Origin of the sequence: Ensifer sp., assembly GCF_035999185.1 — a bacterium.
Taxonomy (GTDB): Bacteria; Pseudomonadota; Alphaproteobacteria; order Rhizobiales; family Rhizobiaceae; genus Ensifer.
On record NZ_DASYHB010000104.1, the window covers coordinates 38,315 to 62,211 of the forward strand.

At 59.5% G+C, this 23,897-nt stretch carries 14 protein-coding genes and 1 pseudogene; 10 read left to right on the forward strand and 5 right to left on the reverse strand.

Going from position 1 to position 23,897, the window contains the following annotated elements; all coding sequences use genetic code 11:
* Positions 1 to 3: 3 nt before the first annotated feature.
* Positions 4 to 2,961 (reverse strand): NAD(P)-dependent oxidoreductase, encoded by a 2,958-nt coding sequence (locus tag VGO04_RS11800; protein ID WP_327496144.1) that lies wholly within the window; start codon positions 2,959 to 2,961, stop codon positions 4 to 6.
* Positions 2,962 to 3,575: 614 nt separating this feature from the next.
* On the opposite strand from VGO04_RS11800, the gene VGO04_RS11805 reads away from it, so the two are divergent.
* The 8 genes from VGO04_RS11805 to VGO04_RS11840 all read left to right on the forward strand — a co-directional run bounded on the left by VGO04_RS11805 (position 3,576) and on the right by VGO04_RS11840 (position 17,262).
* A complete protein-coding gene (locus tag VGO04_RS11805; protein WP_327496145.1) occupies positions 3,576 to 4,754 on the forward strand; it encodes an MFS transporter in 1,179 nt (392 codons plus the stop codon).
* Positions 4,755 to 5,151: 397 nt separating this feature from the next.
* A complete protein-coding gene (locus tag VGO04_RS11810; RefSeq protein ID WP_327496146.1) occupies positions 5,152 to 5,328 on the forward strand; it encodes a hypothetical protein in 177 nt (58 codons plus the stop codon).
* 224 nt (positions 5,329 to 5,552) lie between these two features.
* Positions 5,553 to 6,473 (forward strand): DUF3991 and toprim domain-containing protein, encoded by a 921-nt coding sequence (locus VGO04_RS11815; RefSeq protein WP_414650534.1) that lies wholly within the window; start codon positions 5,553 to 5,555, stop codon positions 6,471 to 6,473.
* Between the two features lie 182 nt (positions 6,474 to 6,655).
* Positions 6,656 to 7,261, forward strand: a complete 606-nt coding sequence (locus tag VGO04_RS11820) for a DUF1419 domain-containing protein (RefSeq protein WP_327496147.1) — start codon at positions 6,656 to 6,658, stop codon at positions 7,259 to 7,261.
* 83 nt (positions 7,262 to 7,344) lie between these two features.
* Positions 7,345 to 12,441, forward strand: a complete 5,097-nt coding sequence (locus VGO04_RS11825) for a DEAD/DEAH box helicase family protein (RefSeq protein ID WP_327496148.1) — start codon at positions 7,345 to 7,347, stop codon at positions 12,439 to 12,441.
* A 756-nt stretch (positions 12,442 to 13,197) separates the two neighbouring features.
* Positions 13,198 to 14,937, forward strand: a complete 1,740-nt coding sequence (locus VGO04_RS11830; protein WP_327496149.1) for a ParB/RepB/Spo0J family partition protein — start codon at positions 13,198 to 13,200, stop codon at positions 14,935 to 14,937.
* A 516-nt stretch (positions 14,938 to 15,453) separates the two neighbouring features.
* Entirely contained in the window at positions 15,454 to 16,041 is a 588-nt protein-coding gene (locus VGO04_RS11835) for a hypothetical protein (RefSeq protein ID WP_327496150.1), read from the forward strand.
* Positions 16,042 to 16,335: 294 nt separating this feature from the next.
* The gene (locus VGO04_RS11840) at positions 16,336 to 17,262 is read left to right on the forward strand and encodes an ArdC family protein (RefSeq protein WP_327496151.1); all 927 of its coding nucleotides are present in this window, start codon (positions 16,336 to 16,338) and stop codon (positions 17,260 to 17,262) included.
* A 23-nt stretch (positions 17,263 to 17,285) separates the two neighbouring features.
* On the opposite strand, the gene VGO04_RS11845 is transcribed toward VGO04_RS11840, so the two are convergent.
* Positions 17,286 to 17,462 (reverse strand): hypothetical protein, encoded by a 177-nt coding sequence (locus tag VGO04_RS11845; protein ID WP_327496152.1) that lies wholly within the window; start codon positions 17,460 to 17,462, stop codon positions 17,286 to 17,288.
* Between the two features lie 485 nt (positions 17,463 to 17,947).
* On the opposite strand from VGO04_RS11845, the gene VGO04_RS11850 reads away from it, so the two are divergent.
* Complete coding sequence (locus tag VGO04_RS11850) at positions 17,948 to 18,256, forward strand: DUF736 domain-containing protein (protein WP_327496153.1); 309 nt, start codon at positions 17,948 to 17,950, stop codon at positions 18,254 to 18,256.
* A gap of 129 nt (positions 18,257 to 18,385) precedes the next feature.
* Positions 18,386 to 18,528 (forward strand): annotated as a pseudogene (locus VGO04_RS11855) (type II toxin-antitoxin system prevent-host-death family antitoxin); the annotation flags it as partial.
* A gap of 220 nt (positions 18,529 to 18,748) precedes the next feature.
* Here the strand turns inward: VGO04_RS11855 and VGO04_RS11860 are convergent.
* From VGO04_RS11860 to VGO04_RS11870, 3 genes are all read right to left on the reverse strand, one after another.
* On the reverse strand, positions 18,749 to 20,182 hold the full coding sequence (locus VGO04_RS11860) for an NAD-dependent succinate-semialdehyde dehydrogenase (protein ID WP_414650535.1): 1,434 nt from the start codon (positions 20,180 to 20,182) through the stop codon (positions 18,749 to 18,751).
* Between the two features lie 20 nt (positions 20,183 to 20,202).
* Positions 20,203 to 21,378 carry an enolase C-terminal domain-like protein gene (locus VGO04_RS11865; RefSeq protein ID WP_327496155.1) on the reverse strand — a complete coding sequence of 392 codons (1,176 nt, stop codon included), beginning with the start codon at positions 21,376 to 21,378 and terminating at the stop codon, positions 20,203 to 20,205.
* Between the two features lie 1,027 nt (positions 21,379 to 22,405).
* On the reverse strand, positions 22,406 to 23,839 hold the full coding sequence (locus VGO04_RS11870) for an NAD(P)(+) transhydrogenase (Re/Si-specific) subunit beta (RefSeq protein ID WP_327496156.1): 1,434 nt from the start codon (positions 23,837 to 23,839) through the stop codon (positions 22,406 to 22,408).
* Positions 23,840 to 23,897 lie beyond the last annotated feature (58 nt).

Genomic DNA, 23,897 nt, shown 5'->3' on the forward strand with positions numbered 1-23,897 from the left:
CCCCTATTCCTCGGCAGGTCCGTAGAGCCCTAGTTTGTCCAGCAGTTCGCGTTGGCGCCCGATGTCGTCAACCAGCATTGCCGTGTAGCGCTCGGCAATCCGGCTTCGATGATTGGGATCGGACATGGCCGCAAGGGCACCTATGACGGTTGCGACCCGCTCGGAAGTCTGTTGGAGTTCCTTGAGCAGACCCGTCTTACTGCCAGCCTTGAGGATTGTCTGTTTGGTCACCTTGCCGATCCCGGCGGGGGTGCTGCTTCCGGCTGAGACGTAACCTTCCGGCAGGTCGCCCTTGAGGTTGGACACCGTCTTGAACTGGATCACGTCGAAGATCTGATCGACGGCCTGTTTTGCCCCCGCCACGCGCGAGGGATGGTCCGTGTCGGCTGCGGCATGCGGCAGCAACTCGAGCTTTCCTTTGTGGCGCTCTTCAAGCCGCAGATAGGGAAGCATGGGGCCGCTGAGACTGCCGGTTGCTGCGTCCTTGAAGAGGTCAGCGTCGATTGCAGCATGCGCAATCTTGCCGGACGACAGCGCCGCGTCGAGTGCCGCCGTATCCACAACCTCACCCCGGTCGTAGTTGACCAGTACCGCGCCGTCATTCATTGCGGCGAGCACATCGGCGTTGACCGTTCCGGCGTTGGAGTAGGTCCCGCTTGCAGCGTCGAGGCGGCCAAGACCAATATGGACGGAGAGCACGTCCGCGCCGCTTGCTGCGGCGACTGGGCTTGCCGCGTATTCGAAGCCCTCGGCTTGGATCCAGCGCTTGTGGCGTTCTCGGGCATAGATTGCCACCTTCATGCCGAAGGCCTTTGCAAGCTTTGCGACTTCGCGCCCGATATTGCCATAGCCGAGAACCGCGATCCTGCGGCCCTCAAGCTTGGCGGTCGGGAAATCCTTGAGCTGGCGGCCGGTGTCAAAATCCCCCAGTGCAACCATGCGGTGGAGCTTTTCGACAGGCAGGTCGGGGACGACCTTCAAAATCGCCTTCATCGCCATCTGAGCAATTGCCCGGCTGTTGATGCCTGGCGTGTTCATGAGCGGCGCAGTTCCGCCCTCGCCATTGCCGCCACCCCAGGAGGCCGAGCCCATATTGCCCGTGCCTGCGCCGATGCGCACGCCGCCGAGCGGGAAGACCGAAGCCTTCGGAATAAATGTCGCTGCCGCGATCAACGCGTCATACTGCCCCTCGTCGGTCTGCGGCAGGATTTCGGCCTCGGTACTGAGGTTCGGCTGGTAGAAGAAATGGATGCGACCCTTTTCGAGCGATGAGCGCTCAACAAGCGGACTGAGATGGAAGACACCACCTCTTTCCTCGACATAGGCCTTGATTTCGCTGTGATCCGGGTTGCCGGCGGCGTCAAAGCGCAAGCCAATCAGATCAGCGATCAGCACGGTATAGGCGTGTGCCGGATCGTCCTTGCGCACGGAAGCACCCGAAGGCTTGAGTGCTTCGAAGGTAACGCCCTTCTTTGCCAGCTCCTCTTCAAGAACGACGATCTTGGCTCGCAGATAGGCGTATTGCAGATTTTCCAAGAGGGCGACGACGTCTTGCGGCTCGCGGATACCACCAACCCAGGCACGATAGTCGCCGGGCGTGCCCGGGAAAGCGTTGACGTAGCGGGCTGCATCGAGACCCCGTTCGTACTCGCCGTTCGGATGGGTGATGCCCTCATAACCAAGCAGTTGCTTCGATCGGGCGATGATGCGGGCGTGGATGTCGGGATCGGAAATGCCGTCGTCTTTGACCTTGAGGAGCGTCACCGCGGCGCCGCGGCGCTCAGGTTCGGTCACCGTCAATGACAGAAGGGAGTTCGACTGGACCCATTCGTCGATCAGCTTGCGATTGGCGGCGGACCGTCGGTTCAGATCGACAACTGAGCCGACGCGGGCTTCCGACTGCAAGAGCCCGAAGGTGGTTTCGGCAAAGGCGAGCGCGCTGTAGGTGTTGATGACACCGCCAAGCATGCGGTCTTCACCGGCATCGTAAAACGGCCCGGCGTCAACGGAGCGCTTGGCTGAAAAAGGTTGTCTCGGATCGATCGGAGGGGCGATCTTGAGCTGGCGCGGGATCGCCCAGGCGGGATCTTGCTGGTTCTTTTCGATAAGTGCCAGTGCGTGCGGTGTAAACGAGGCGACGAAGTAGCCTGAGATACCGCCGATCGCCTTCTGGAACGGCATGAACAGGCAGCATTTCGCCATCACTGCAGCCACCAGTTCGGGTTCCCACGGCATTGCGCCGAGCATCGAGGTGGCATCGAACACCGCATGGCGGTGTTGCGGATCGCCATCCAACCACGTCAACAGCTCGCCAATCTCGCGGCTCGTATAGGCGTTGGCACCTGTCGTTTCGTGGCCGACACCGACAAAGATCGAAACGCCAAGGCTGGTCAGCTCTTGCGCGGTCGGAATGATCCCTTCGGTGGCGGCAAAGTGGATTCGGCTCTCGCAGCCTTTTTCTGCAAAGCGCTGCATCTCGATCAACTGGGTCGCCCATGACTGCCTGAAGAAGCCTGCGGCCTTGGATGGGTCGCTTTCCGGTCGCGGTGTGTCGACGTAGATGCGCTGCGAGCCATCATTGGCATTCATCAGATGTTGCACGCAGACAGTAAAGCCACTGTGTCCGCCACCCAGCCCGACGGCCATGCGATTGCTTTTCGGGAAGCCGAAGTAGCGATGGATCGATCGCATCATGTCGGTCAAGATTTTGTCGGCGGGATAACCGCGGTGCATGCTGCGGGAGATCTCGGCTGTGGTGAAGCCGCCAATGTCGTTCCCCCTGTCGTCGAACTTGCGATAGGTCTTCTCAATCCAGGCATCGAACGCCACGCGCCGAAGGCGGCTGTCCACCTCATCTATGGTCGCGTCGGTGATAGGTCCGACGCCGAAGAAGGGATTGGATGGCAGTCCAGGGGCTCCGGAGTTTGTCAACTCGAGTGCCTTCAATCGCTGTTCCTGCATGTGCGAATGTTCATCGTGATCTGCCTATCTGTTCTCGAGCCGAAGGATGGCAGGCATAGTGGATGGATTATTTGCCCGAACCGACTTCATATGCGTCGAACGGCGCGTTAAATGCGCCATGCTGCAACGAGGCGACCGCTACCTCGCCATGCCGGTATTTATGCCAGGAGAGCGGCTGCGCCACGGCGATCTGGCGCTAAACAGGTCCACGTCGACTTTCGGGTTTGCTCTAATTCTTGCGTCGGGCAATGATCGCGTGCCGCAGAAATGGTCGTGCGCGCTACAGTCTTCGATTTGGGCATTCCAATCCCGCTTGTCTGTGATGGCGTCCTGCCCTCTGACGAGATCGACGCAAGCGAGGACCTCAAGGTCATCCACAAGTTTCATCCCAGGGCGGCTCGTTGAGCCGTTCCTCCTTTCGGGGCGTTCCTGCTCCAGCTTGGGAGCCGGCGGCGGGAAGGGAAATCTGGGTTCGGCCGGCGCATTGCCGACATGCACCTGACGGCCTTCGTGTTCGGAGGTATGAGATACCTTGGTCGCCCAGTGTCACATACTTGTTTCACTTTGAGCCTAGTCATCGCGGACTAACCTCTTCCTATTCGTGCGAGTGTCACATGCGCTTGAGAAGCCGCATTAAGGAACACTTTTCATTCCTGCTACTTCTGTTTGTAGGCACCTTGTGCAACGCAATGATGGTACCGTTTATGAGTTTCTTCCTGGTGGAAGGCCTGGGCAACGGTCCCTGGATCATCAGCGCCTATTCTATCCTTGCGGTCAGCCTGACGCTCATCTCGAACAAGCAGTTCGCCCGCCGAATTGATAAAGGGTTTCCAGCGTTTCCATTGGTCGGCATCGCGGCGGCAGGTTATCTGTTTGCGGTGACTGGCCTTCTGTTCTCTCCGTCGCTCTGGACTGCCTTGACTATTGGAGTGCTCGGTTTCGGCCTGAGTTCCAGTGCCCTTTCCACGATGTTCAGCCTTGGGCGTAGCCTGGCCGAACGTCACCAAATCGAACGGTCACGTTTCAACGCCTACATGCGAGCAACGACGTCGACGGCATGGATGGTCGGCCCCGCTGTGACGTTTTTGGTTGCCGATCTGATCTCCGTCCGGGCTGTATTTTCAGTCGCTCTGTGCGTTGGCTTGGTCTGGCTGGCGCTTTGGTGGTGTTCGCTACCGCGAAAAATAACGGCTCAGGCCAGACCTGATATCGGTGATCAGGGCAACAAGTCAGACACGCTGCGCCAATTGTGGGTGGCGGCGGCGTTTGTTTTTTGCCTGTCCTTGGCGCATTCGCTGACGTTTTCTTCGCTACCAATCTTCTACGTTCGGGAAATCGGGCTTCCCGGCTATGCTCCGGGTGTCGCATTCAGCATCAAAACCTTTGTGGAAGTCGGCGCGATCTTCAGCACCCCGATGATGATCTCTCGATTTGGAATACACCGATCACTGGTGGCTACGTCTCTTCTCGCAGTCGCTGCGATCCAGATGTTGTCGATGATCGAGACGTTTCCACAAATGCTGATCGGAGCCGGGCTTGAGGGCCTGTACTATGGTTTTTACGCAAGCCTCGGTATCAGCTACATCCAGGCTTTCGCAGAAGATCGTCCAGCAAGTGCAACCGCTCTTTACTGGAACATACTCATGGTCACCGGGCTTATCGCTGGGCCCGTGGTAGGCCTGATCGCGACGGCGTACGATTTCAAGACAGTTGTACGCGTGGCTTCGGGCGTCGCGGCAGCGGCGGCGCTCATATTGATCGCGAGCCGCACCCGCTTGCGCGTGAACGCATGACCGGCGGCCGGCGTCCTTTGTGCGTGCATTTCCGCGGTCCCGCAGGTTGCAGGACGAACTGCTTGGAAGGGCTTCTTCGGTCGCGACGGTGATTTCAATGGCGGCTCGGTCCAGCCGCAGGCGGTTAGAGCAGCAGCGTCGCGCAGCTCAGGCCGGCGGAGATATGCGAGACACCTGCGGTGGTGCAAGGCAGGCATTCATAGCAGAGCATTCCAATCCCGCTTGTCTGTGATGGCGTCCTGCCCCGGTTCCGGATCTTCCACGATCAACCCGTGAAGGGTCCGCTAGACAAGCTGCGGCCGCTTTCGGCTGGCGCCTTTGCGGTGATCGCGCCCGGTCCCGGGCCTTTGAGGAGCCATCGAGCGGGAATTGGCCCGCTCCTCATGGAGCTTTTCAAATGTCGCACGACCTTTCTCTCGCACAGTCCCACGCCTTCCAGCTCTCCCGCGACCTGATGGTCCCGGTCACCGTCTTTGCAGTCGACGGTGAATATGGCGTCCTCCCCTCTGACGAGATCGACGCAAGCGACGACCTCGAGGTCATCCACGAGTTTCATCCCTGGGCGGCTCATTGAGCCGCCCCCTCTTTGCCCTTCTGGGCAGTAGCGGTTGCCGCTTGCGAGCCGGCGGTCGCAAGGGAGGCTTTGCCGCGCCCGATGCCTCCGACTGTAAAATCCTACAGTTGCGAGGCGCGCCCCTGCGGCCTTTGCTCTTCGCGCCCGTCCGAAGTTGGCCCGCGACAGTCGCGGGGAGAAAAGAAACGAGAGGCCGGTCGCCGCGTGCGACCTGAGGAGGGAAAATGAAGAGAAGCGAGATCGAACACCTGCGGGAAACAGTGGGCTGCCATTCCGTGTTGGAGACATTCGGCTTCGCCCTGGATGTCAAACAGAGCACCAGGCGCGCAATGAAGTATCGCCGCGGCAGCGAAATCATCATTGTCACGCACTCCGGACAGGGCTGGTTTGATCCTCTTGGTGAAGACAAAGGCGACGTTTTTGGTCTGATGGCACATCTGGAAGCGTGCCCCTTTCTTGAAGCATGCACGCGGGTTGCAGCACTCGCAGGTACCCGGCCGCCCAATTCCATTTGGGAGCACGAAGATCGCAAGCTCTCGCCCCTTACTTCCATCTGCGAAGATTGGGCCCGTCGCAGATCACCATGGCCGGGCTCTGCAACATGGCGTTATCTCCGTCGGCAGCGGTGTCTTCCGACATCCGTCATCCGCGCGGCAAATGCTCAAAATATCCTGCGTGAAGGACCGTTTGGGAGCATGTGGGCGGCGCATACTGACGACCGGGGTATAGTTTGTGGATGGGAGGGCCGCGGACCGCAATGGCGCGGCTTTGCGGCCGGCGGCAGCAAGGTCCTGTTCAGACTTGGGTGCAGCCACGCCCTTCGCCTCTGTGTGGCCGAGGCGGCAATCGATGCCATGAGCCTGGCTGCGATCGAAGGAATGCGGGACGACACACTTTATCTTAGCACTGGCGGTGGCTGGGCGCCGGCGACGGGGACAGCTCTACAGTTGCTGACGGCAAGATCGGGCGTGGAGCTCGTCGCGGCGACGGACGCCAATTCTCAAGGTGACACATATGCTGACCGGCTTCGATCACTCGCTGATGCCGCCGGGTGCGCATGGCTTCGGCTTCGGCCCTCGGCCGATGATTGGAACGAGGTTCTAAAGCAGCGGGAGCAAGATAGAGCGGAGAAGAAAAAAAGGTGAGTGGAGACGTGCGGCATGCCCGCCTTCCGCATCAAGGGAGGCTTCGCCCGGCTACGCCGGCCCTTGACCCGGTCGTTCGGGATGCCGGCGACCCGGAAGGTGTCATGAAGGACCGAAGAAAAGAGTGAGGTCGCAGAGATCCGCTGCCCTTTCGGTCCGCCAGATTTCCGAAGGAGCCGCAGATGACAAGCCTCAACCCAATCCGAAAGATCTTCCAGGGAGTAGCCGGACGTCGGCAAATGTTCACGCTATTCGATCGCCACGCGCGGCGTCCCAACCGACGGGAGGAAGGTGCATCCATACTCTATGCCGGCGAGTGGTTCGAGATCACCGAGGCAGGACACGATTATATGCTCGAGGTCCTGCCGCCACTTTGGATACGCGGCTCGATCTTTGCGATGCGCGAGTTCATGACAGGATCAGTGACATCGGTGTGCTTCGCGCTGAGGATCAATCGCGCGATCAGATATTTTCACGGCTATTGCGATCTGTCGGATGGCAATTCCGTAGAGGCGATGCGGCAGGCGATTATCGAGCGCGAATGCCGGCCAGAGAGCGCGATGACGCGCGAAGAACGCCTCGAGCATATCTGGAGCATCACCAGTGAAGCCTATCGCGGTTACGCTTGTGCCCGGTGGCCGAATTCCGTTCGGGGCCAAAGAACAGTTGTGCTCCAGGCGGGAGCCGGGGCGCTGTTTCAAAAGTTGCTGAGCGATCTGACCGACGACGAGATTTCGGCGAAACTCCCGGTTCAGCTCAGGCATCTGCCAACGCCGCTCGCGGCCTGAGCACCACAATTTCTTGCAAATCCGCGGATCTGTCCCCGCCCTGACCGGCGGGCGGTTTCGCGCATCCTGAAGGAACCTCTTTGATGGGCAACGACCCCTTTACCCTCGACATATCCGGCAGCTCTGCAATCTCGTCCGGCCTTGAGCTCGGCCTCACGTCCCTTGGTGGGTTCGACCCGGTCGCCGCAAACGATGACGATCCCGACCCGACGCCACCCTCGCCAGCTCCGCCGCACGCCATCGGCAGGGTTTCGAAATCGGAGCCGCGCAAGCAGGGGCAGCATACGAACTTCTATCTCGACGGGGAGGACCGTGGTCTAGCTTCGACCTGGAAGGCGCGCGCCAGGCTGAACGTCGCGGCCATTCTGACCGCAAATGAAATTTTGCGAAACGACGTACCGGTTATGCGGGAACACCAGAAGCGTTTGATCCGCTTCACTGGCTTTGGCGCATCCGAGCTTGCGAACGGCATGTTTCGTCGGCCTGGTGAAGCAGAGTTCCGAGATGGTTGGAACGAACTTGGCAGCTCACTGGAAACAGCGGTAAACGAAGAGGACTATGCGTCGCTTGCGCGCTGTACGCAGTATGCTCATTTCACGCCGGAGTTCATTGTTCGCGCGATTTGGGCAGGCCTTCGACGGCTTGGTTGGCGCGGCGGGCGCGTGCTTGAGCCGGGCATCGGCACGGGCCTGTTCCCGGCGATGATGCCGGCTGAGTACAGGCAGGGTTCCTATGTCACGGGCATCGAGCTCGATCCGATCACCGCGCGGATCGCTCGCCTTTTGCAACCGCGGGCCCGTATCATCAACGGCGATTTCGCTGGCACCGATCTGGCTCCGGTCTATGACCTTGCCGTTGGCAATCCCCCCTTTTCCGATCGCACGGTTCGCTCAGACAGAAACTATCGCCCGCTCGGCCTCCGGCTGCACGACTACTTCATTGCCCGCTCGATAGATCTCTTGAAGCCAGGCGCGCTTGCAGCATTCGTCACCAGCGCCGGCACAATGGACAAGGCGGACACAACGGCGCGTGAGCATATCGCAAAATCGTCCAATCTTGCGGCCGCCATCCGACTTCCGGAAGGCAGCTTTCGCCGAGATGCCGGGACCGACGCCGTGGTCGATATTCTCTTTTTTCGAAAACGGAAGATCGGCGACCCCGAAGGCGATATGACTTGGCTCGATGTGGACGAAGTGCGACCCGCGACCGAAGACGAAAGTGCGGTCCGGGTGAACCGTTGGTTCGCGCACCATCCACAGTTCGTGCTTGGTGACCATGCCCTGACAGCCGGCCCATTCGGCGAGACTTATACCTGCCGGCCGAGAGCCGGCAACGATCTCGATATGCAATTGCGAGAGGCCATCGGCCTACTTCCTGAAAACATCTATGACGGCGAACCAAGCACGATCGATCTCGAACTTGAAGACGAGCTGGCGGAGATCGTCGAACGAAGACCCGACGAAGCAAAAGCGCGGGAGGGCAGCTATTTCCTCGACGTGAAACGTGGTCTCATGCAGATCGTCGACGGTGTTGCGGTTTTAGTTCATCGGCGGTCAGACCGGACCAGCGATGGCCTTCCCGAAAAGCATATCCGGATCATCAAGAGGTTCATTCCGATCCGCGACGCGCTACGCGAGGTACTGAAGTCCCAGGAAATGGATCATCCGTGGCGCGACGCCCAGGTGCGGCTGCGGATCGCCTGGTCGAGCTTCGTGCGCGACTTTGGCCCAATCAATCACACGACCGTGTCGATCCAGGAAGATATCGCGAGTGGCGAGGTCCGCGAGACCCATCGTCAGCCAAACCTTGCACCCTTTCGCGATGACCCCGATTGCTGGCTGGTCGCGTCAATCGAGGACTACGATCTGGACACCGACACCGCAAGGCCCGGGCCGGTCTTCTCCGAGCGGGTAATCGCACCTCCTGCCTCCCCTGTCGTATCCAGTGCCGCTGACGCACTTGCCGTGGTTCTCAATGAAAGCGGCCGCGTTGATCTCGATCACATCGCCGAGCTCCTGCATTGCGACCTCAGCATCGCGGTCGAGCAACTCGGCGATACCGTCTTCCAAGACCCGGCCCATGGTTCCTGGCAGGCCGCTGACGCCTATCTCTCCGGTCAGGTCCGCAGCAAGCTTGCCGCTGCGGTCGCTGCGGCCGCCCTTGACCCTGCCTTTCAGCGCAACGTGCGCGCCCTTCAGGCCGTGCAGCCCGCCGATCTTCGACCATCCGATATCACGGTCCGCCTCGGCGCGCCCTGGATCCCGGCTGCCGATGTCGTTGCCTTCGTCAAAGAGATAATGGGGGCGGACATCCGGATCCATCATATGCCGGAGCTCGGTTCCTGGACAGTCGAAGCACGTCAGCTCGGTTACTTGGCTGCCGGCACCTCTGAGTGGGGGACAAGCCGCCGGCATGCCGGCGAGTTGCTATCGGATGCGCTCAACAGCCGCGTCCCGCAGATCTTTGACATCTTCAAGGAGGAAGGCGCAGAGCGACGCGTGCTGAACGTGGTGGATACAGAAGCCGCCCGCGAGAAGCTGCAGAAAATTCGCAGCGCGTTCGAGCGCTGGGTCTGGACCGACCCCGATCGCGCCGATCGGCTGGCCCGCGTCTATAACGACCGCTTCAACAACATCGCGCCGCGCAAGTTTGATGGGTCTCATCTGAAGCTTCCCGGCGCTTGCCGCGCGCTCGAGCTCTACACGCACCAGAAACGTGGCGTCTGGCGGATCATCTCCTCGGGGTCCACCTACCTCGCCCACGCCGTTGGTGCTGGCAAGACGATGACCATGGCGGCGGCGATCATGGAACAGCGCCGGCTTGGCCTGATCGCCAAGGCGATGCTTGTTGTGCCCGGCCATTGCCTGGCGCAGGCGGCGCGCGAGTTTCTGGCCCTCTACCCGAATGCACGCGTCCTTGTTGCCGACGAGACGAACTTTTCGAAGGACAAGCGTGCCCGGTTCTTGAGCCGTGCTGCGACCGCAAACTGGGATGCGATCATCATCACCCACTCGGCCTTCAAGTTTATCGGCGTTCCCTCGGCCTTCGAACAACAGATGATTGAGGACGAGTTGCAGCTCTATGAGGACTTGCTGGTCAAGGTCGAGAGCGAAGACCGCGTATCGCGCAAACGCCTCGAGCGTTTGAAGGAAGGTCTCAAAGAGCGACTGGAAGCGCTCAGCACGCGCAAGGATGATCTTCTGACCATCTCGGAGATCGGTGTCGACCAGATCGTGGTCGACGAGGCGCAGGAATTCCGCAAGCTCTCCTTTGCGACGAACATGTCGACGCTCAAGGGCATCGATCCGAATGGCTCGCAGCGCGCCTGGGATCTTTATGTCAAATCCCGCTTCATCGGGGCGAAAAACCCAGGTCGTGCGCTCGTGCTCGCCTCCGGAACACCGATCACCAACACGCTTGGCGAAATGTTCTCAATCCAGAGGCTTCTTGGATATGACGACCTCTACGAGCGAGGTCTGCATGAGTTTGATGCCTGGGCATCATGCTTCGGTGACACCGTGACTGAGCTCGAAATCCAGCCTTCAGGCAAATACAAGCCGGTCAGCCGGTTTGCCTCCTTTGTCAATGTTCCAGAGCTGATTTCGATGTTCCGCAGCTTTGCGGACGTGGTGATGCCGTCCGATCTTCGCGGATATGTGCGGGTGCCGGATATCACGACTGGTCGCCGGCAGATCCTGACTGCAGCGCCGACGGCTGCATTCAAATTCTACCAGCAACTTCTGGAAACCCGCATCAAGGCGATAGAAGAGCGTGAAGGGCCTGCCAAGCCCGGTGACGATATCCTGCTTTCGGTCATCACCGACGGTCGCCATGCGGCGATCGACCTTCGCCTCGTGCTGCCGGCCAATGACAACGAGCCGGACAACAAGCTCAATCTCCTGATCGAGAACGCCTATCGCATCTGGCAGGAGACCTCTGAAAACACCTATCTTCGCCCCGATGGAAGGGCCTACGATCTTTCCGGTGCGGCGCAGATGATCTTCTCCGACCTCGGCACGATCAATGTCGAGAAATCCCGAGGCTTCTCCGCCTACCGGTGGATCCGCGACGAACTTGTTCGCCTCGGCGTGCCACAATCACAAATCGCCTACATGCAGGATTTCAAGAAGACCGAGGCCAAGCAGAGACTTTTCGGCGATGTACGTGCGGGCCGGGTACGTTTCCTCATTGGATCGTCCGATACGATGGGAACCGGCGTCAATGCCCAGCTTCGCCTCAAGGCACTGCATCACCTCGACGTGCCATGGTTGCCATCGCAGATCGAGCAGCGCGAAGGCAGAATCGTCAGGCAGGGCAACCAGCACGACGTCGTCGATATCTTCGCCTACGCGACGCAAGGCTCGCTCGACGCCAGCATGTGGCAAAACAATGAGCGTAAAGCGAGGTTCATCGCAGCGGCACTGTCGGGCGACACCTCCATCCGCCGCCTGGACGATCTCGGCGAAGGTCAGGCAAACCAGTTCGCCATGGCCAAGGCCATTGCCTCCGGCGACGAACGCCTGATGAAGAAGGCTGGCCTTGAGGCCGATATCGCCCGTCTCGAGCGTCTCCGTGCTGCGCATGAAGACGACCTTTATGTCGTGCGCAGGCAGATCCGGGATATGGAGCGAGATATTGAAGTCTCGATACGCAGGATCAAAGAGATCGGCAAGGACCTCGAACGCCGCGTTCCCACCCATGGCGACGCCTTTGAAATGGTCGCGGTTGGTACTCCTTACACGGAGCGCAAGGAGGCCGGGCGCGCTGTCATGAAAGAGATCCTCACTCTCGTCCAGCGTCAGAAGCAAGGCGACGTTCATCTCGCGACCATCGGTGGCTTCGATCTCGTCTTCTTCGGGGAACGCATCGGTAAGGATGGCTATCACTATCAGACTGTCCTGAAGCGAACTGGGGCGGATCACGAAATCGATCTTGCCGTGACGGTCACACCGCTTGGCGCGGTCTCGCGGCTGGAGCACGCCCTGGACGGCTTTAAGGACGAACAGGTGCGCTATCGCAACCGGTCGGACGAAGCACGCCGGCGCCTTGCATCCTTTCGCTTGCGCGACGGCAGTAGGTTCGCTTTCGCTGAGGAGTTGGCAGAAAAGCGCCGCACGCTGAAGGATGTGGAAGCGGCGCTTGCAGGTGATGTTGGGGGTGACGCAGGCCTGGAAACGTGAGCAGCCTGAGGTTGGCCGAATGGAATCCGGAAGGGGTTCGTTTTGATGCAGTGCGGCATCTGCATGGCTGCCTTGCACAATAATTGGTATCGGCTCGATCAAAAACCGGGCATTGTGCATTTAGCTGATGCACATGGCGGCTTTCCTCCCAGTGCCGCCGCACCAGCTGTTCCCCTCTGGAGGTTAAATGACCTTCAAACCTTATGGGCCGCGGTTTTCCGTCGGCCCTTTTTTCTTGCAGGCTCATGTAAATCTAACATTCCCGCAAATACGCGCGGAATACGTCCCGTTGGCGCGGTGTCTCGTTGCGATACTGCCGCAACGTCTGATGTCATCCGGGCCAAAAAGGCGCTCCCTGTCCGGATCGAGCGCCCTTTTTTGTTGCAGAGAAAAGCAGCTGCCACGACCGGAGTTCTCATGTTGGAACGGGCGAGCGCTGTTGCGTCGGCCTTGAGGGGCGCCTGCGACCGCCGCCGTCGACGACCAGGACAGTCGAGAAAACCAGGGCAGAAAGGATGAAGAAGGGGATCGCCGAGCGAACCTCCCGATGATGCTGCGCGCAAACGCCGCCTGCGCGATCCCGGCTGACGCGTCCTTCGCAGGGCTCTCGAGCCCCGCTCGTTTCGCGCATCAGGGATGCTCGACCGCGCTTGCATCGGTCCGTCCGCTCCGCGGTTCTGGAAGTGTCTTCGCAGTGGAATGAAGACAGGAAGGAGCGGCAAACACGCCGCTCCCCGCCCGGAAAAGGAGCCTCCCATGCAAATCATCAAGATCGATCCGCGCGCACTGAACGAAAACCAGGCGGATGCTCGCCAGTCTAAGTCTTCGCCCCAGGCCGACGCTCTGCTGCTCGCCACTGTTAAAGCCGTCGGTATTATCCAGCCGCCCGTGGTTTCGCCGCAGGTGGATGGCGGCAATGGCTATACCATCCAGGCCGGTCACCGGCGCGTTAAGGCCGCCATCGCTGCGGGCCTCGAAGAAATCGAGGTGCTCGTCGCCGAAGCTGCCGACGATAACGGAGCCATGCGCTCGATGGTTGAAAACATCGCGCGAGAGCCGCTGAACCCGGTAGATCAATGGCGCGGCATCGAACGACTTGTGGCACTTGGCTGGACCGAAGAAGCGATTGCTGTTGCGCTTGCGCTGCCCGTTCGCCAGATTCGCAAACTTCGTCTGCTTGCCAATGTGCTGCCGGCGATGCTTGATCAGATGGCCAAGGGCGACATGCCGAACGAGCAGCAGCTGAGGACAATTGCGGCCGCGTCACTTGAAGAACAGAAGGAAGTCTGGAAGGCGCACAAACCAAAGAAAGGTGACACCGCATCATGGTGGCAGATCGCCAACGGCCTATCGAAAACGCGCATGTTTGCCCGCGACGCAAGCTTCGGTGAAGATCTCCGCGAGGCCTATGGTATCGAATGGGCTGACGACCTTTTCGGGCCTGCCGACCAGGACAACCGTTTCACAAGCAATGTCGAAGCCTTTCTTGGAGCACAGCAGGAGTGGATGGCGAACAATCTGCCGAAGCGGGGATCAATCGTCGACGTCAACAGCTGGGGCCAACCTGAACTGCCGAAGAAGGCGGAACGCGTTTATGGTAAGCCGGGCAAAGGCGACCACGCCGGCCTTTACCTCGACCGAGACGGCAAAGTGCAGACGGTGCACTACCGGATGCCGGAAGCGAAAGCGCCTAAGGGACAGACGGCGGCTCCGGCAGATGGTCAGGTCGAAGACGATACCGCAATCGTCAAGGCGCGCCCGGACGTGACCCAGAAGGGGCAGGACATGATCGGTGACTTCCGCACCGACGCCCTCCACGAGGCATTAGCCCGCGCACCAATTGAGGACGACATGCTGATGGCGCTTCTCGTTCTCGCTTTCGCCGGCCTCAACGTGCGTGTCGATTCCGGCGCTAACGACCACGTATTCGGCTCGAAGCGCTTCACGCGCCACGCGGCCCGTCTGTTCACCGAGGATGGACGGCTCTCTTTCGACACCGATACGGTGCGTGTAGCTGCGCGTGCGGCCTTGATCGATGTGCTCTCCTGCCGGCGCGGTATGTCGAACAGCGGCGTGGTCTCGCGTATTGCCGGCCATGCGATCGGCGCGGATGGCTATCTTGCGAACATGGGGATGGAAGACTTCCTCGTATGCCTGTCGCGCCAGGCGCTCGAAACCGCGGCGAAAGACGTCAACATCCAGCCGCGCGCGCGTGTTCGCGAAACCCGGGCTGCGCTTGTCGAACACTTCAAGGACGATGCGACATTGGTCCATGCGTCCGCGTTATTTGCACCCGACCCGAAGGACGTTGCCGATCTCGTCCGGCATGCTGACGGGATCGGTGGCTCAGTCGAGGAACCTGCTGATGTCACTGATAGCGTGCAGATGAAGGACGAGGCCGATCACGGTGTAGCTGGGTGTGACGACGACGGCCACGAGAACGGCGCCGGTACGCTCGACGATCGTGCAACTGCCTACGGGATTGCCGCCGAATAGTTTCGATGCTTCATCAACCTTTCCCGAAGCGCCGCCGATGACACCGGCGGCGCTATATGTTTCTTCCAAATTCAAGGGCCGGAGAACTCAGTGCGCTAACGCTCTCTAGCTCAGATTGCGCAACGCAAGGGTGCCTGCCAATGCGACGGCACGCTGGCGAAATTTGAAGATGGCAGCGGTCAGGACGAAGGGTGGTGCTGCGTGCATGCACACATTCCTTTTCATGGGCGATTGCCGGCCTCGTGCCGGCTTGCCCTTCGTTTTGCTGCGGTCTGAACCCGCGGCCGTCCGCTTCAAGGCCGCTGTCGCGCCGCGGGGCGGCCTGCACCCGTCGTCCTGCGCAAAGCAGATCCGCGTGATCGTCGCAGGGCGTTTGCCCCGCTTGCTCGCAGATCGGCTCCGCTTGTCTTGCCGTTTCCGGACCTTGAAGCGCCCGTCTTCCGCCGGTTCGAAGCGACCGCACCGAAGGGCAAGCCGGCACGGGGCCGGAACCGCTTCGGGCTGAAAGGAACAAACTTGGCCAAGCCCGCAACAAACCCTAGCCAATCTGCCCGCGTCGCTCAACTTCGCAAGGGTGTCACTGTCGAAATGGTCCGGCTGACATGCCCGGACAGCGCTCAAGCGCTAAAGATCGCCGAGAGCTTCGGGACCACTGTCATCGACAGCGACGGGATCCAAAATCTCCACGAGCGTCTTATCTGCGAGACCGCAGATGCCTTGAGCGAAGGCCTCGGCGAGAGGGCCATGCAGATCCATCTCCAACGGATCGTCGGTGCTTATGTCGGATCCGCGCATGGTGCCGGACAATTCTACAGCAAAGCTGTCACCGAGGCGCGTGACGCCACGGCGAAATCCGCAAACGATGCCCGTGACGAAGACATCGATGGTCCGGTCGGTTACGACAGTGCAGCTCACCGCAAGCGGGAGTTCGCCGCAGACATGGGTATCCAGGCCCACGCGCTCCGGATGGCTGCCGAAGGTGCCGTTTCAGCCTACAAGCACATTGTCGGTGAGAGCTGGAAGCCATTCGATCGCCCCATCGAGAACCCTGGCCAGTCCGTCGACCGGAAAGCGGCCGAGGCGCAGATGTCAGCATTCGATTGATTGCATTCAGGCGGGGTTCGCCCCGCCGCATTCAACTGAACTGGCCCGGTGCTCAAAGACTGACCCCCTTTTGATACGGCAAACCCATGTTGCAAGGAAAAGAGGTGACGTCCGGCCGGCGCGGCCCGCCTTGCGCTTCGGGCCTGCAGGTGCCGGTAACAAGATGCAACGGCTTCGCCGTCCTCCACGCTGTTTCGGCCGTTGCGGTGCATCCCGTTACCTCGTGAGCTCCTGCCTTCCGCCTCCGCGACGGGACCGCGATTGGCGCGGTTCTGATTAAGTGGAGACAGTAAGATGAGTAGGAAAATCGAAAGCCAACGCTCCGATATCTATTCCCGGATCACTGACAAAATTATCGGTGAGCTTGCAAACGGTGTCCGCCCGTGGATTAAGCAGTGGAACGCGCTTAACACAAATGGCCGCATCACTCGACCCTTACGACATAACGGGCAGCCTTATTCGGGCATGAACGTGCTCCTTCTCTGGTCAGAGCAAATGTCTCAGGGTTTCACGTCCTCGATGTGGATGACTTTCAAACAGGCGCTTGAGCTTGGTGCGGCCGTCCGAAAGGGTGAGACCGGATCAACGGTGGTGTTTGCCAGTCGGTTTACGAAATCTCAAGCCGACGGCAAGGGCGGCGAGATCGATCGGGAAATTCCGTTTCTCAAGGCCTATTCCGTCTTTAATGTCGAGCAGATCGATGGGCTGCCAGACTACTATTATTGTCGACCCGAGCCGGCCCTCGATCCCGTCGAACGGATTGAGCAAGTGGACCGGTTTTTTCGCAATACCGGTGCGATCATCCGGCACGGTGGTGATCAGGCATTTTATGCCCCAGGTCCCGACCTGATCCAGATGCCGCCGTTCGAAGCATTCAAGGATCCAGAGAGTTACTACGCGACGCTCAGCCACGAGGCGACCCATTGGACGGCGGCGACCAATAGGGTTGGACGCGATCTGTCGCGTTACAGCAAGGACAAAAGCGAACGCGCCCGCGAAGAACTCGTTGCAGAGCTCGGTAGCTGCTTCCTTTGCGCTGATCTCGGCATTACGCCCGAGCTCGAGCCGCGGCCAGATCATGCATCCTATCTACGGTCCTGGCTGAAAGTTCTCATTGATGATAAGCGGGCAATCTTTCAGGCAGCAGCGCATGCGCAGCGCGCACTTTCGTTCCTCCACGGGCTTCAGCCTGAGGAGGTGGAAATGCTAGACGTAGCCTGACGTTTTCTTAGTCGAATGCCGCTTTAAGGTTGGCTGCCGCTTTCGGCGGTGGCCGTCTCTGCTGCCGGGTTCACTTGGTCCATGGGGTCATCCGCCACGCTCAAATCCAGTTTCCCCCAGATCGACGGTTTCTGCGGCCCGCTTGTGAGCTTTCGGGACTGCTTGATTTCAACAATGAACGGCTTTGTCTGTTGACGCATTTTTCCTCCAGGCGACGAATCGCCGCGTTAACTTATCGCTCCAAGTTGGTCTCTCAAGCGGGCCTTGGCCGAGGATGGTGCGAGAAGCATGTCTCGACTGCTGCCCTGGCTGAAGTTCGCGCGGAGAAGTCATCCGATTGGGATCGTGCGATGTAGGTTGCCACGGTCATATCGCTTTTTAATGACCACAGGCACCATCCGCGGGCTCGATGGGGCATGTCTGACCGGGTAACGGCTTTGCCTCGCTCGTGTTCCCGCAACGGCTCTTTCGAAACTTTCATCCCCTGACGCAGACCACCCCACTTTGAACAAGTCGAGTGGGGACCCCGGATCACCGCCATTCCTCGCGAAACAAGAAAGCCTCGTCGTTCCGCCCTCCACTCGTGTTCCGGCCCTTTCGGGTGCAGTCCGATCGTCCCCGGCCTTAGCGACTGCCATCGAGGCCGCAATGGAGCGGCCCGAAACAGCAAAAAAGGAATACGACAATGGCGACCATCGGCACTTTCACCGCAAACGAAAATGGCTTCACCGGCTCGATCCGCACCCTCGCTTTCAACGTCAAGGCCCGCATCGCTCGCATCGATAACCCCTCGGACAAGGGCCCGCAGTTCCGCATCTTTGCGGGTGCCGTCGAACTCGGCGCCGCCTGGCAGAAGCGGTCCGAACAGGACCGCGACTACCTCTCGGTCAAACTTGATGACCCGAGCTTCCCGGCTCCGATCTATGCGACGCTGACGGAGGTGGAAGGAGGCGATGGCTACCAGCTCATCTGGTCTCGCCCGGCCCGGGACTAAAGGAGCTAACGGCCCCGCTCAGGAAGCGGGGCCGATTTGCCACGGCGCACAGCAATTACGGCAATTACAGCAATGCTGTAATTGCCGTGTTATGGCCTGTCGCCGATACAATGGAGATAAACATGACGCATCACCGGCGGTTCATATTCAACAAGCGATCTTTCCCGCAAATTCGGCGATATTATCGCCGAGGCTTTTCGGCATCCTGTAACGATCACACATCGTAACAAGCCTCGCCTGGTCTTCTCAACATCGATGACTATGAGCGGCTGCGATGTTTTGCCATGGTCTCCACTTTCGGAAACTCGACAAGCCCGATCAACTCATCAAGCCTATCGGTCCGCCCTCCGGCCAGCAAACTGACCCGTTTGGCCGACACCGACTTATGGTAACCCCTGAGTACTCGATTTAATGATCCGGCGAGAGTCACGTCGTCCCAACAGAGCGACAAGACAAGCACCTTGGTTGGTGATGTTTCTGCTAATGCACTATTTAACTACGCTCTGTGATGAATTTAGTGACCATGTGATCTGCAACGCCTTCAATTCCTCCCTCGTGACCCAAGCCGCTGGATTTAACGCCGCACACTGGCGTCTCGGCCAAGCCATAGGCCACCTCATTTACTCCGACCATTCCTACCTCCAACCGCTCAGACACGTAGCGGGTAGTCTTGAGATCATTGGAAAACACCGAAGAAGCCAGCCCGAATTCCAGCGAATTAGCGCGAGCCACGAACTCGTCGATCTCGGAAAAGCGCATAATCGTGGCGACTGGTCCGAACGGTTCTTCAGTCAGAACAGATGCATTGTCTGGGACGTCCACCAGCACAGTAGGCTCGTGGAAATAGCCCACGTTACCGACACGCTTGCCGCCCGCCACTACCGTAGCTCCCTTCTGGACCGCGTCGGCTATCATTCGTTCCACCGATTCAAGTCGACGGGAGTTGGCTAGCGGGCCCATCTGGCTCTCAGGCAAGAGCCCATTTCCAATCCTCAAATCATTGGCAAAGCGTGCGAAGTTATCGACGAACTCCTCGTAGATTGCGTTCTGCACGAAGAAGCGTGTTGGCGAAACGCAAACCTGCCCGCTGTTACGGTATTTTGTCGCAGCCAGTTTGGAAACGACGCTCGACACATCAATGTCGGAAAAGACCCCAATCGCGGCATGTCCACCCAGTTCAAGGGTGCAACGTTTGAGGTGTTGCCCGCACAGCCCAGCCACCGCTCGTCCAGCCGGAACCGAACCAGTGATTGACGCTTTGCGGATCACATCAGAGGCAATGAGTTTTGCGGAAAGATGTGGCGGGTCGCCAAAAACCAGAGACAATACGTCAGGTGGCAAACCCGCATCGAGTAACGCTTCGACCATCATGAAGCCCACGCCAGGTGTCTCCTCAGATGGCTTTAGGATCACCGAACAGCCCGCCGCAAGCGCTGCGGCGACCTTACGGGCAGGCAGGAGCATCGGGAAATTCCACGCGCAGAACGCAGCCACCGGGCCAATAGGCTCGTGCCGAACCTCGAAATGTTGATTGGGCTCACGCGCCGGAATCACGCGACCATAACTGCGACGCCCCTCCTCCGCGCTCCATTCAAATATTTCTGCCGAAGCCAAGATCTCTGCACGTGATTCCGCCAGAACTTTGCCCTGCTCCAAGGTCATGACCCGCGCTATGTCTTCCAGTCGTTCGCGTAAAAGGGCAGCGGCCCGCCGCAGTACGCCGGAACGCTCCAGTGGCGAGGTTTCGCGCCATATCGCGAAACCTCTTTCCGCTGCTGCCAAGGCGGCGCCCAAGTCTGCGTCCGTGGCAAGCGCAAGTTCGCCAAGGCTCTCGACCGTCGCCGGGTTCTCTACCGAGATGACTTCACGGCCTCGCGCCGAAAGACGGACGCCACCAATGATCGGGCCAACGCTCGGATATATCATCATCTTAGCCTTTCCGCTTCTCACCAGTCCACCAGCGTGCCATCGTCCAGCACCGCTGTCTGCGTGTGCAGAACTTCCTGCTGGAATGGATGCTTGGCGGCCTCCTTTTCGTTGACCTCAATGCCCATGCCCGGTTTGTCGGGTGCACTCCAACGACCGTCGACCATCTCGGGCAGACCTTCCACAACGTCGTTGTACCAAGGCACCGCACCGGGCATGGCTTCTAGGATTACGAAGTTCGGCGTCGAGATACCAAAGTGTAGCGAGGCCATTGCGGCCAGTGGACCATTGGGATTGTGGGGCGCGACACCTGCCTGGGCAATCTCGGCAAGCGTGGCGACTTTCTTTGCTTCAAGAAGGCCGCCGCAGTGATTGAGGTCTGGCTGCACAATGTGGCATGCGCGCGCACTCAGAAGTTCGTCGAATTCACGCAATCCCACAAGTCGTTCACCTGTGGCGATTGGCACAGGAGAGCGCTCAACAATTTCCCGCATGGCTTTGGTGTCGCCGGGTTGAACTGGCTCTTCAACGAACATTGGGCCCATGGGCTCCAGCGCCTTGATGTATTCGAGCGTTGCGCTAACTGTGGCGGCGCGGCCGTGGAAGTCCACCATGATTGCCGCATCGTCGCCCAAACCTTGGCGAAGTGCGATTCCCAAGCGCTCAAGGTTGCGGCAAGCGGCACGCGTTGTCGTCGCGTGAGAGTAGGGAATGCATACAACCTTGACCGCACGGAACCCTTTGTCCAACACCTTCTGTGAAGCCTCGATCAGCTTGCTGGGGTCGAAGGTGTCTTCATACAGTGTTTTCATTTCTCCGAGGCCTGGGTGGGAATAGAGGTCGACCCGCTCTCGCACCTTCCCGCCCAACAAGCGCCAGACTGGCACACCCAGCTCTTTAGCCGAAATGTCCCATAATGCGTGTTCGATCCCGCTGATTGCAGAGGCGCCAATGATGCCCAGACGATAATAGCTGTGCTTGTTCATCCGACGGACCGCCTGCTCGATGTCGCGAGGGTCTGTACCGATCATCAGCTGTGCCAGATCTTCGACGGCGCCGGTCACCGCACGGGTCTTCCAGTTTAGTGTCGCTTCGCCCCAGCCGTACAAGCCAGGCACGGATGTATCGACCCTGACAAATACCCAGTTACGCATCTTCGCGTTGACGACAATTGTACTGATACCAGTAATCTTCATGTTTTTTCCGTGCCGCGAGTTTGCGCTGACTTTGCGCCTCTTCGGCCGCTCTCCCTAGTTGGCCGTTTCCGAAAGCAGTTAACGCTATCCGTTTCTATTAGTAAATACCATAGTTCCATTATTGCCAACATTTTTCGGGCAAGGCATCGAGAATGCCGGTAATTAGTCGGTTCGTTTTTGCAAACATGTATTTTGAATTAGGCAACGGAAGTTTGTATTAACGCCGCCCTGGCGGTACCGGGAGCCCAGGATGCAAGGCGAGCCCCATCCAACCGCTCCGTGAATCGCCCGCGCATTCGCCAATTTTTTTAAGCCGATTACTGTCGCGGCTGAGGCCCGCGACGCCAACCTTGCTATTAATGGTGCCTCGAGGACATCGTGGTTTCCCGGTACGCCCAGTCCAGCGCACGCAGCAGCAGCAATGCAGGTCCAGTTTTCGCCACCTAGACGCGGGCGACATGGCGGGGGCGTCACTTCACAATCGTTTGCGAATGGTATCAGATCGGCGCTGCGTGTGAGGGCCAAGCGTCAAGCCGCTGACCTTGCTCGAGTCCTACAGGGCAAACAATCGCCTTCTGGGGGGCTTCTTAACGTCGCCTAAATGCGTTGGTCCAGGACTAACAGTCTCAGCAAGTTGTTCTCGGTGTAGCTTTCGAACGGGCTTACGCGGTCGCTGTTCATGCCGCCACGATCTCATTAGGGGTTTGCACATGCGGCGCGCCGGGGTGACCCTAGAAACCATTGCTTCAAAGAGCTCGCAGAATGGCCCCGATAGAGGAGGACGAGTCAAGGCGGTGAGATGTCGTGTCAGCGAAGTTCCGCGTCACCGAGGCCTCGCTCAAACTATACCAGGCTGCTGCGTGCGTGGTCGGTGGAAGCTCGAGCATTTCGCCGCTTGCCGGCAACGCAACAGCTTCTACAATTCTTCGACTGCCTCCATGAGCACATCTTCGATTACGTTCAAGGGTGAGGACCAGACGGCACGCCGACACCGTATGGAGCGAGCCCATCTGCCCTCCTTACGACGTCACGCCAGCGCCGGCAGCAATTGGTCGATGCTCTTCTTGGCGTCGCCATAGAACATGCGGGTGTTGTCCTTGTAGAACAACGGGTTCTCGATGCCCGAGTAGCCGGTACCCTGGCCGCGCTTGGAAACGAACACCTGCTTGGCTTTCCACACTTCGAGCACCGGCATGCCGGCGATCGGCGAGTTCGGATCTTCCTGAGCCGCTGGATTGACGATGTCGTTGGAGCCGATGACGATGACGACATCCGTCTCATGGAAGTCTTCGTTGATCTCGTCCATTTCCAGCACGATGTCGTAGGGAACCTTCGCCTCGGCAAGAAGCACGTTCATGTGACCCGGCAACCGGCCGGCGACCGGATGAATGGCAAAGCGCACGTTCTTCCCGGCCGCCCGCAGTTTGCGGGTAAGCTCGGAGACCGATTGCTGCGCCTGTGCCACGGCCATGCCGTAGCCTGGAACGATGATGACGCTGTCGGCGTCGTTGAGGGCTGCGGCCACGCCGTCAGCATCGATCGCGATCTGCTCGCCTGATATCTGCATTTGCGGCCCGGTCGTGGCACCAAAGCCACCGAGGATGACCGAGATAAAGGAGCGGTTCATCGCCTTGCACATGATGTAGGAGAGGATCGCACCCGATGAGCCGACCAGCGCGCCGGTGACGATCAAAAGGTCGTTGCCGAGTGTGAAGCCGATGGCCGCGGCCGCCCAGCCGGAATAGCTGTTCAGCATCGACACGACCACCGGCATGTCGGCGCCGCCGATGCCCATGATCAGGTGATAGCCGATGAAGAAGGCGGCGAGCGTCATGACGAGCAGCGTCCAGGTACCGGCGCCGTTTACGTAGAGCACCAGGAGCACGAGCGAAAGAAGGGCCGCACCGGCATTCAGCAGATGACCACCCGGCAGCTTCTTCGCCTTGCCGTCGACCTTGCCGGCAAGCTTGCCGAAGGCGATGACGGAGCCGGTGAAGGTGACGGCGCCGATGAAGACGCCGAGGAACACCTCGACCTTCATGATCGACAGTTCCACCGGTTCCTTGTGCGCGAGGATCGCGGCAAAGCCGGTCAATGTGGCGCGCGCCGCCGCGTCGAGACCCGCCACGTCAGCCGCTTCGATGTGGGCGTTGAAGCCGATGAATACGGCAGCGAGACCGACGAAGGAATGCAGTGCCGCAACGAGCTGCGGCATCTCGGTCATCTGGACGCGGGAAGCGACGAAATGGCCGAGCACGGCGCCGCCGGCAATCATCAGCACGATGATGAACCAGTTGCCGACGTCAGGTCCGAAGACCGTGGCGATGATGGCGAGCGCCATGCCTGTCATGCCGTACCAGACGGCGCGCTTGGCACTTTCCTGGCCCGAGAGCCCGCCGAGCGAGAGGATGAAGAGAACGGCTGCCGCGATGTAGGCGGCCGATACGATACCGATCATCATGATGTTTACCCCTGCCCGATCAGGATTTCTGGAACATGGCGAGCATGCGCCGTGTGAC

What these genes read in the sequence shown, in the direction of transcription:
- VGO04_RS11825 (WP_327496148.1), top strand. Translation starts at nt 7,345, where the DNA reads ATGGGCAACGACCCCTTTACCCTCGACATATCCGGCAGCTCTGCAATC.
- VGO04_RS11820 (WP_327496147.1), top strand. Translation starts at nt 6,656, where the DNA reads ATGACAAGCCTCAACCCAATCCGAAAGATCTTCCAGGGAGTAGCCGGA.
- VGO04_RS11800 (WP_327496144.1), bottom strand. Translation starts at nt 2,961, where the DNA reads ATGCAGGAACAGCGATTGAAGGCACTCGAGTTGACAAACTCCGGAGCC.
- VGO04_RS11840 (WP_327496151.1), top strand. Translation starts at nt 16,336, where the DNA reads ATGAGTAGGAAAATCGAAAGCCAACGCTCCGATATCTATTCCCGGATC.
- VGO04_RS11815 (WP_414650534.1), top strand. Translation starts at nt 5,553, where the DNA reads ATGAAGAGAAGCGAGATCGAACACCTGCGGGAAACAGTGGGCTGCCAT.
- VGO04_RS11845 (WP_327496152.1), bottom strand. Translation starts at nt 17,462, where the DNA reads ATGCGTCAACAGACAAAGCCGTTCATTGTTGAAATCAAGCAGTCCCGA.
- VGO04_RS11810 (WP_327496146.1), top strand. Translation starts at nt 5,152, where the DNA reads ATGTCGCACGACCTTTCTCTCGCACAGTCCCACGCCTTCCAGCTCTCC.
- VGO04_RS11865 (WP_327496155.1), bottom strand. Translation starts at nt 21,378, where the DNA reads ATGAAGATTACTGGTATCAGTACAATTGTCGTCAACGCGAAGATGCGT.
- VGO04_RS11805 (WP_327496145.1), top strand. Translation starts at nt 3,576, where the DNA reads ATGCGCTTGAGAAGCCGCATTAAGGAACACTTTTCATTCCTGCTACTT.
- VGO04_RS11830 (WP_327496149.1), top strand. Translation starts at nt 13,198, where the DNA reads ATGCAAATCATCAAGATCGATCCGCGCGCACTGAACGAAAACCAGGCG.
- VGO04_RS11860 (WP_414650535.1), bottom strand. Translation starts at nt 20,182, where the DNA reads ATGATATATCCGAGCGTTGGCCCGATCATTGGTGGCGTCCGTCTTTCG.
- VGO04_RS11850 (WP_327496153.1), top strand. Translation starts at nt 17,948, where the DNA reads ATGGCGACCATCGGCACTTTCACCGCAAACGAAAATGGCTTCACCGGC.
- VGO04_RS11870 (WP_327496156.1), bottom strand. Translation starts at nt 23,839, where the DNA reads ATGATGATCGGTATCGTATCGGCCGCCTACATCGCGGCAGCCGTTCTC.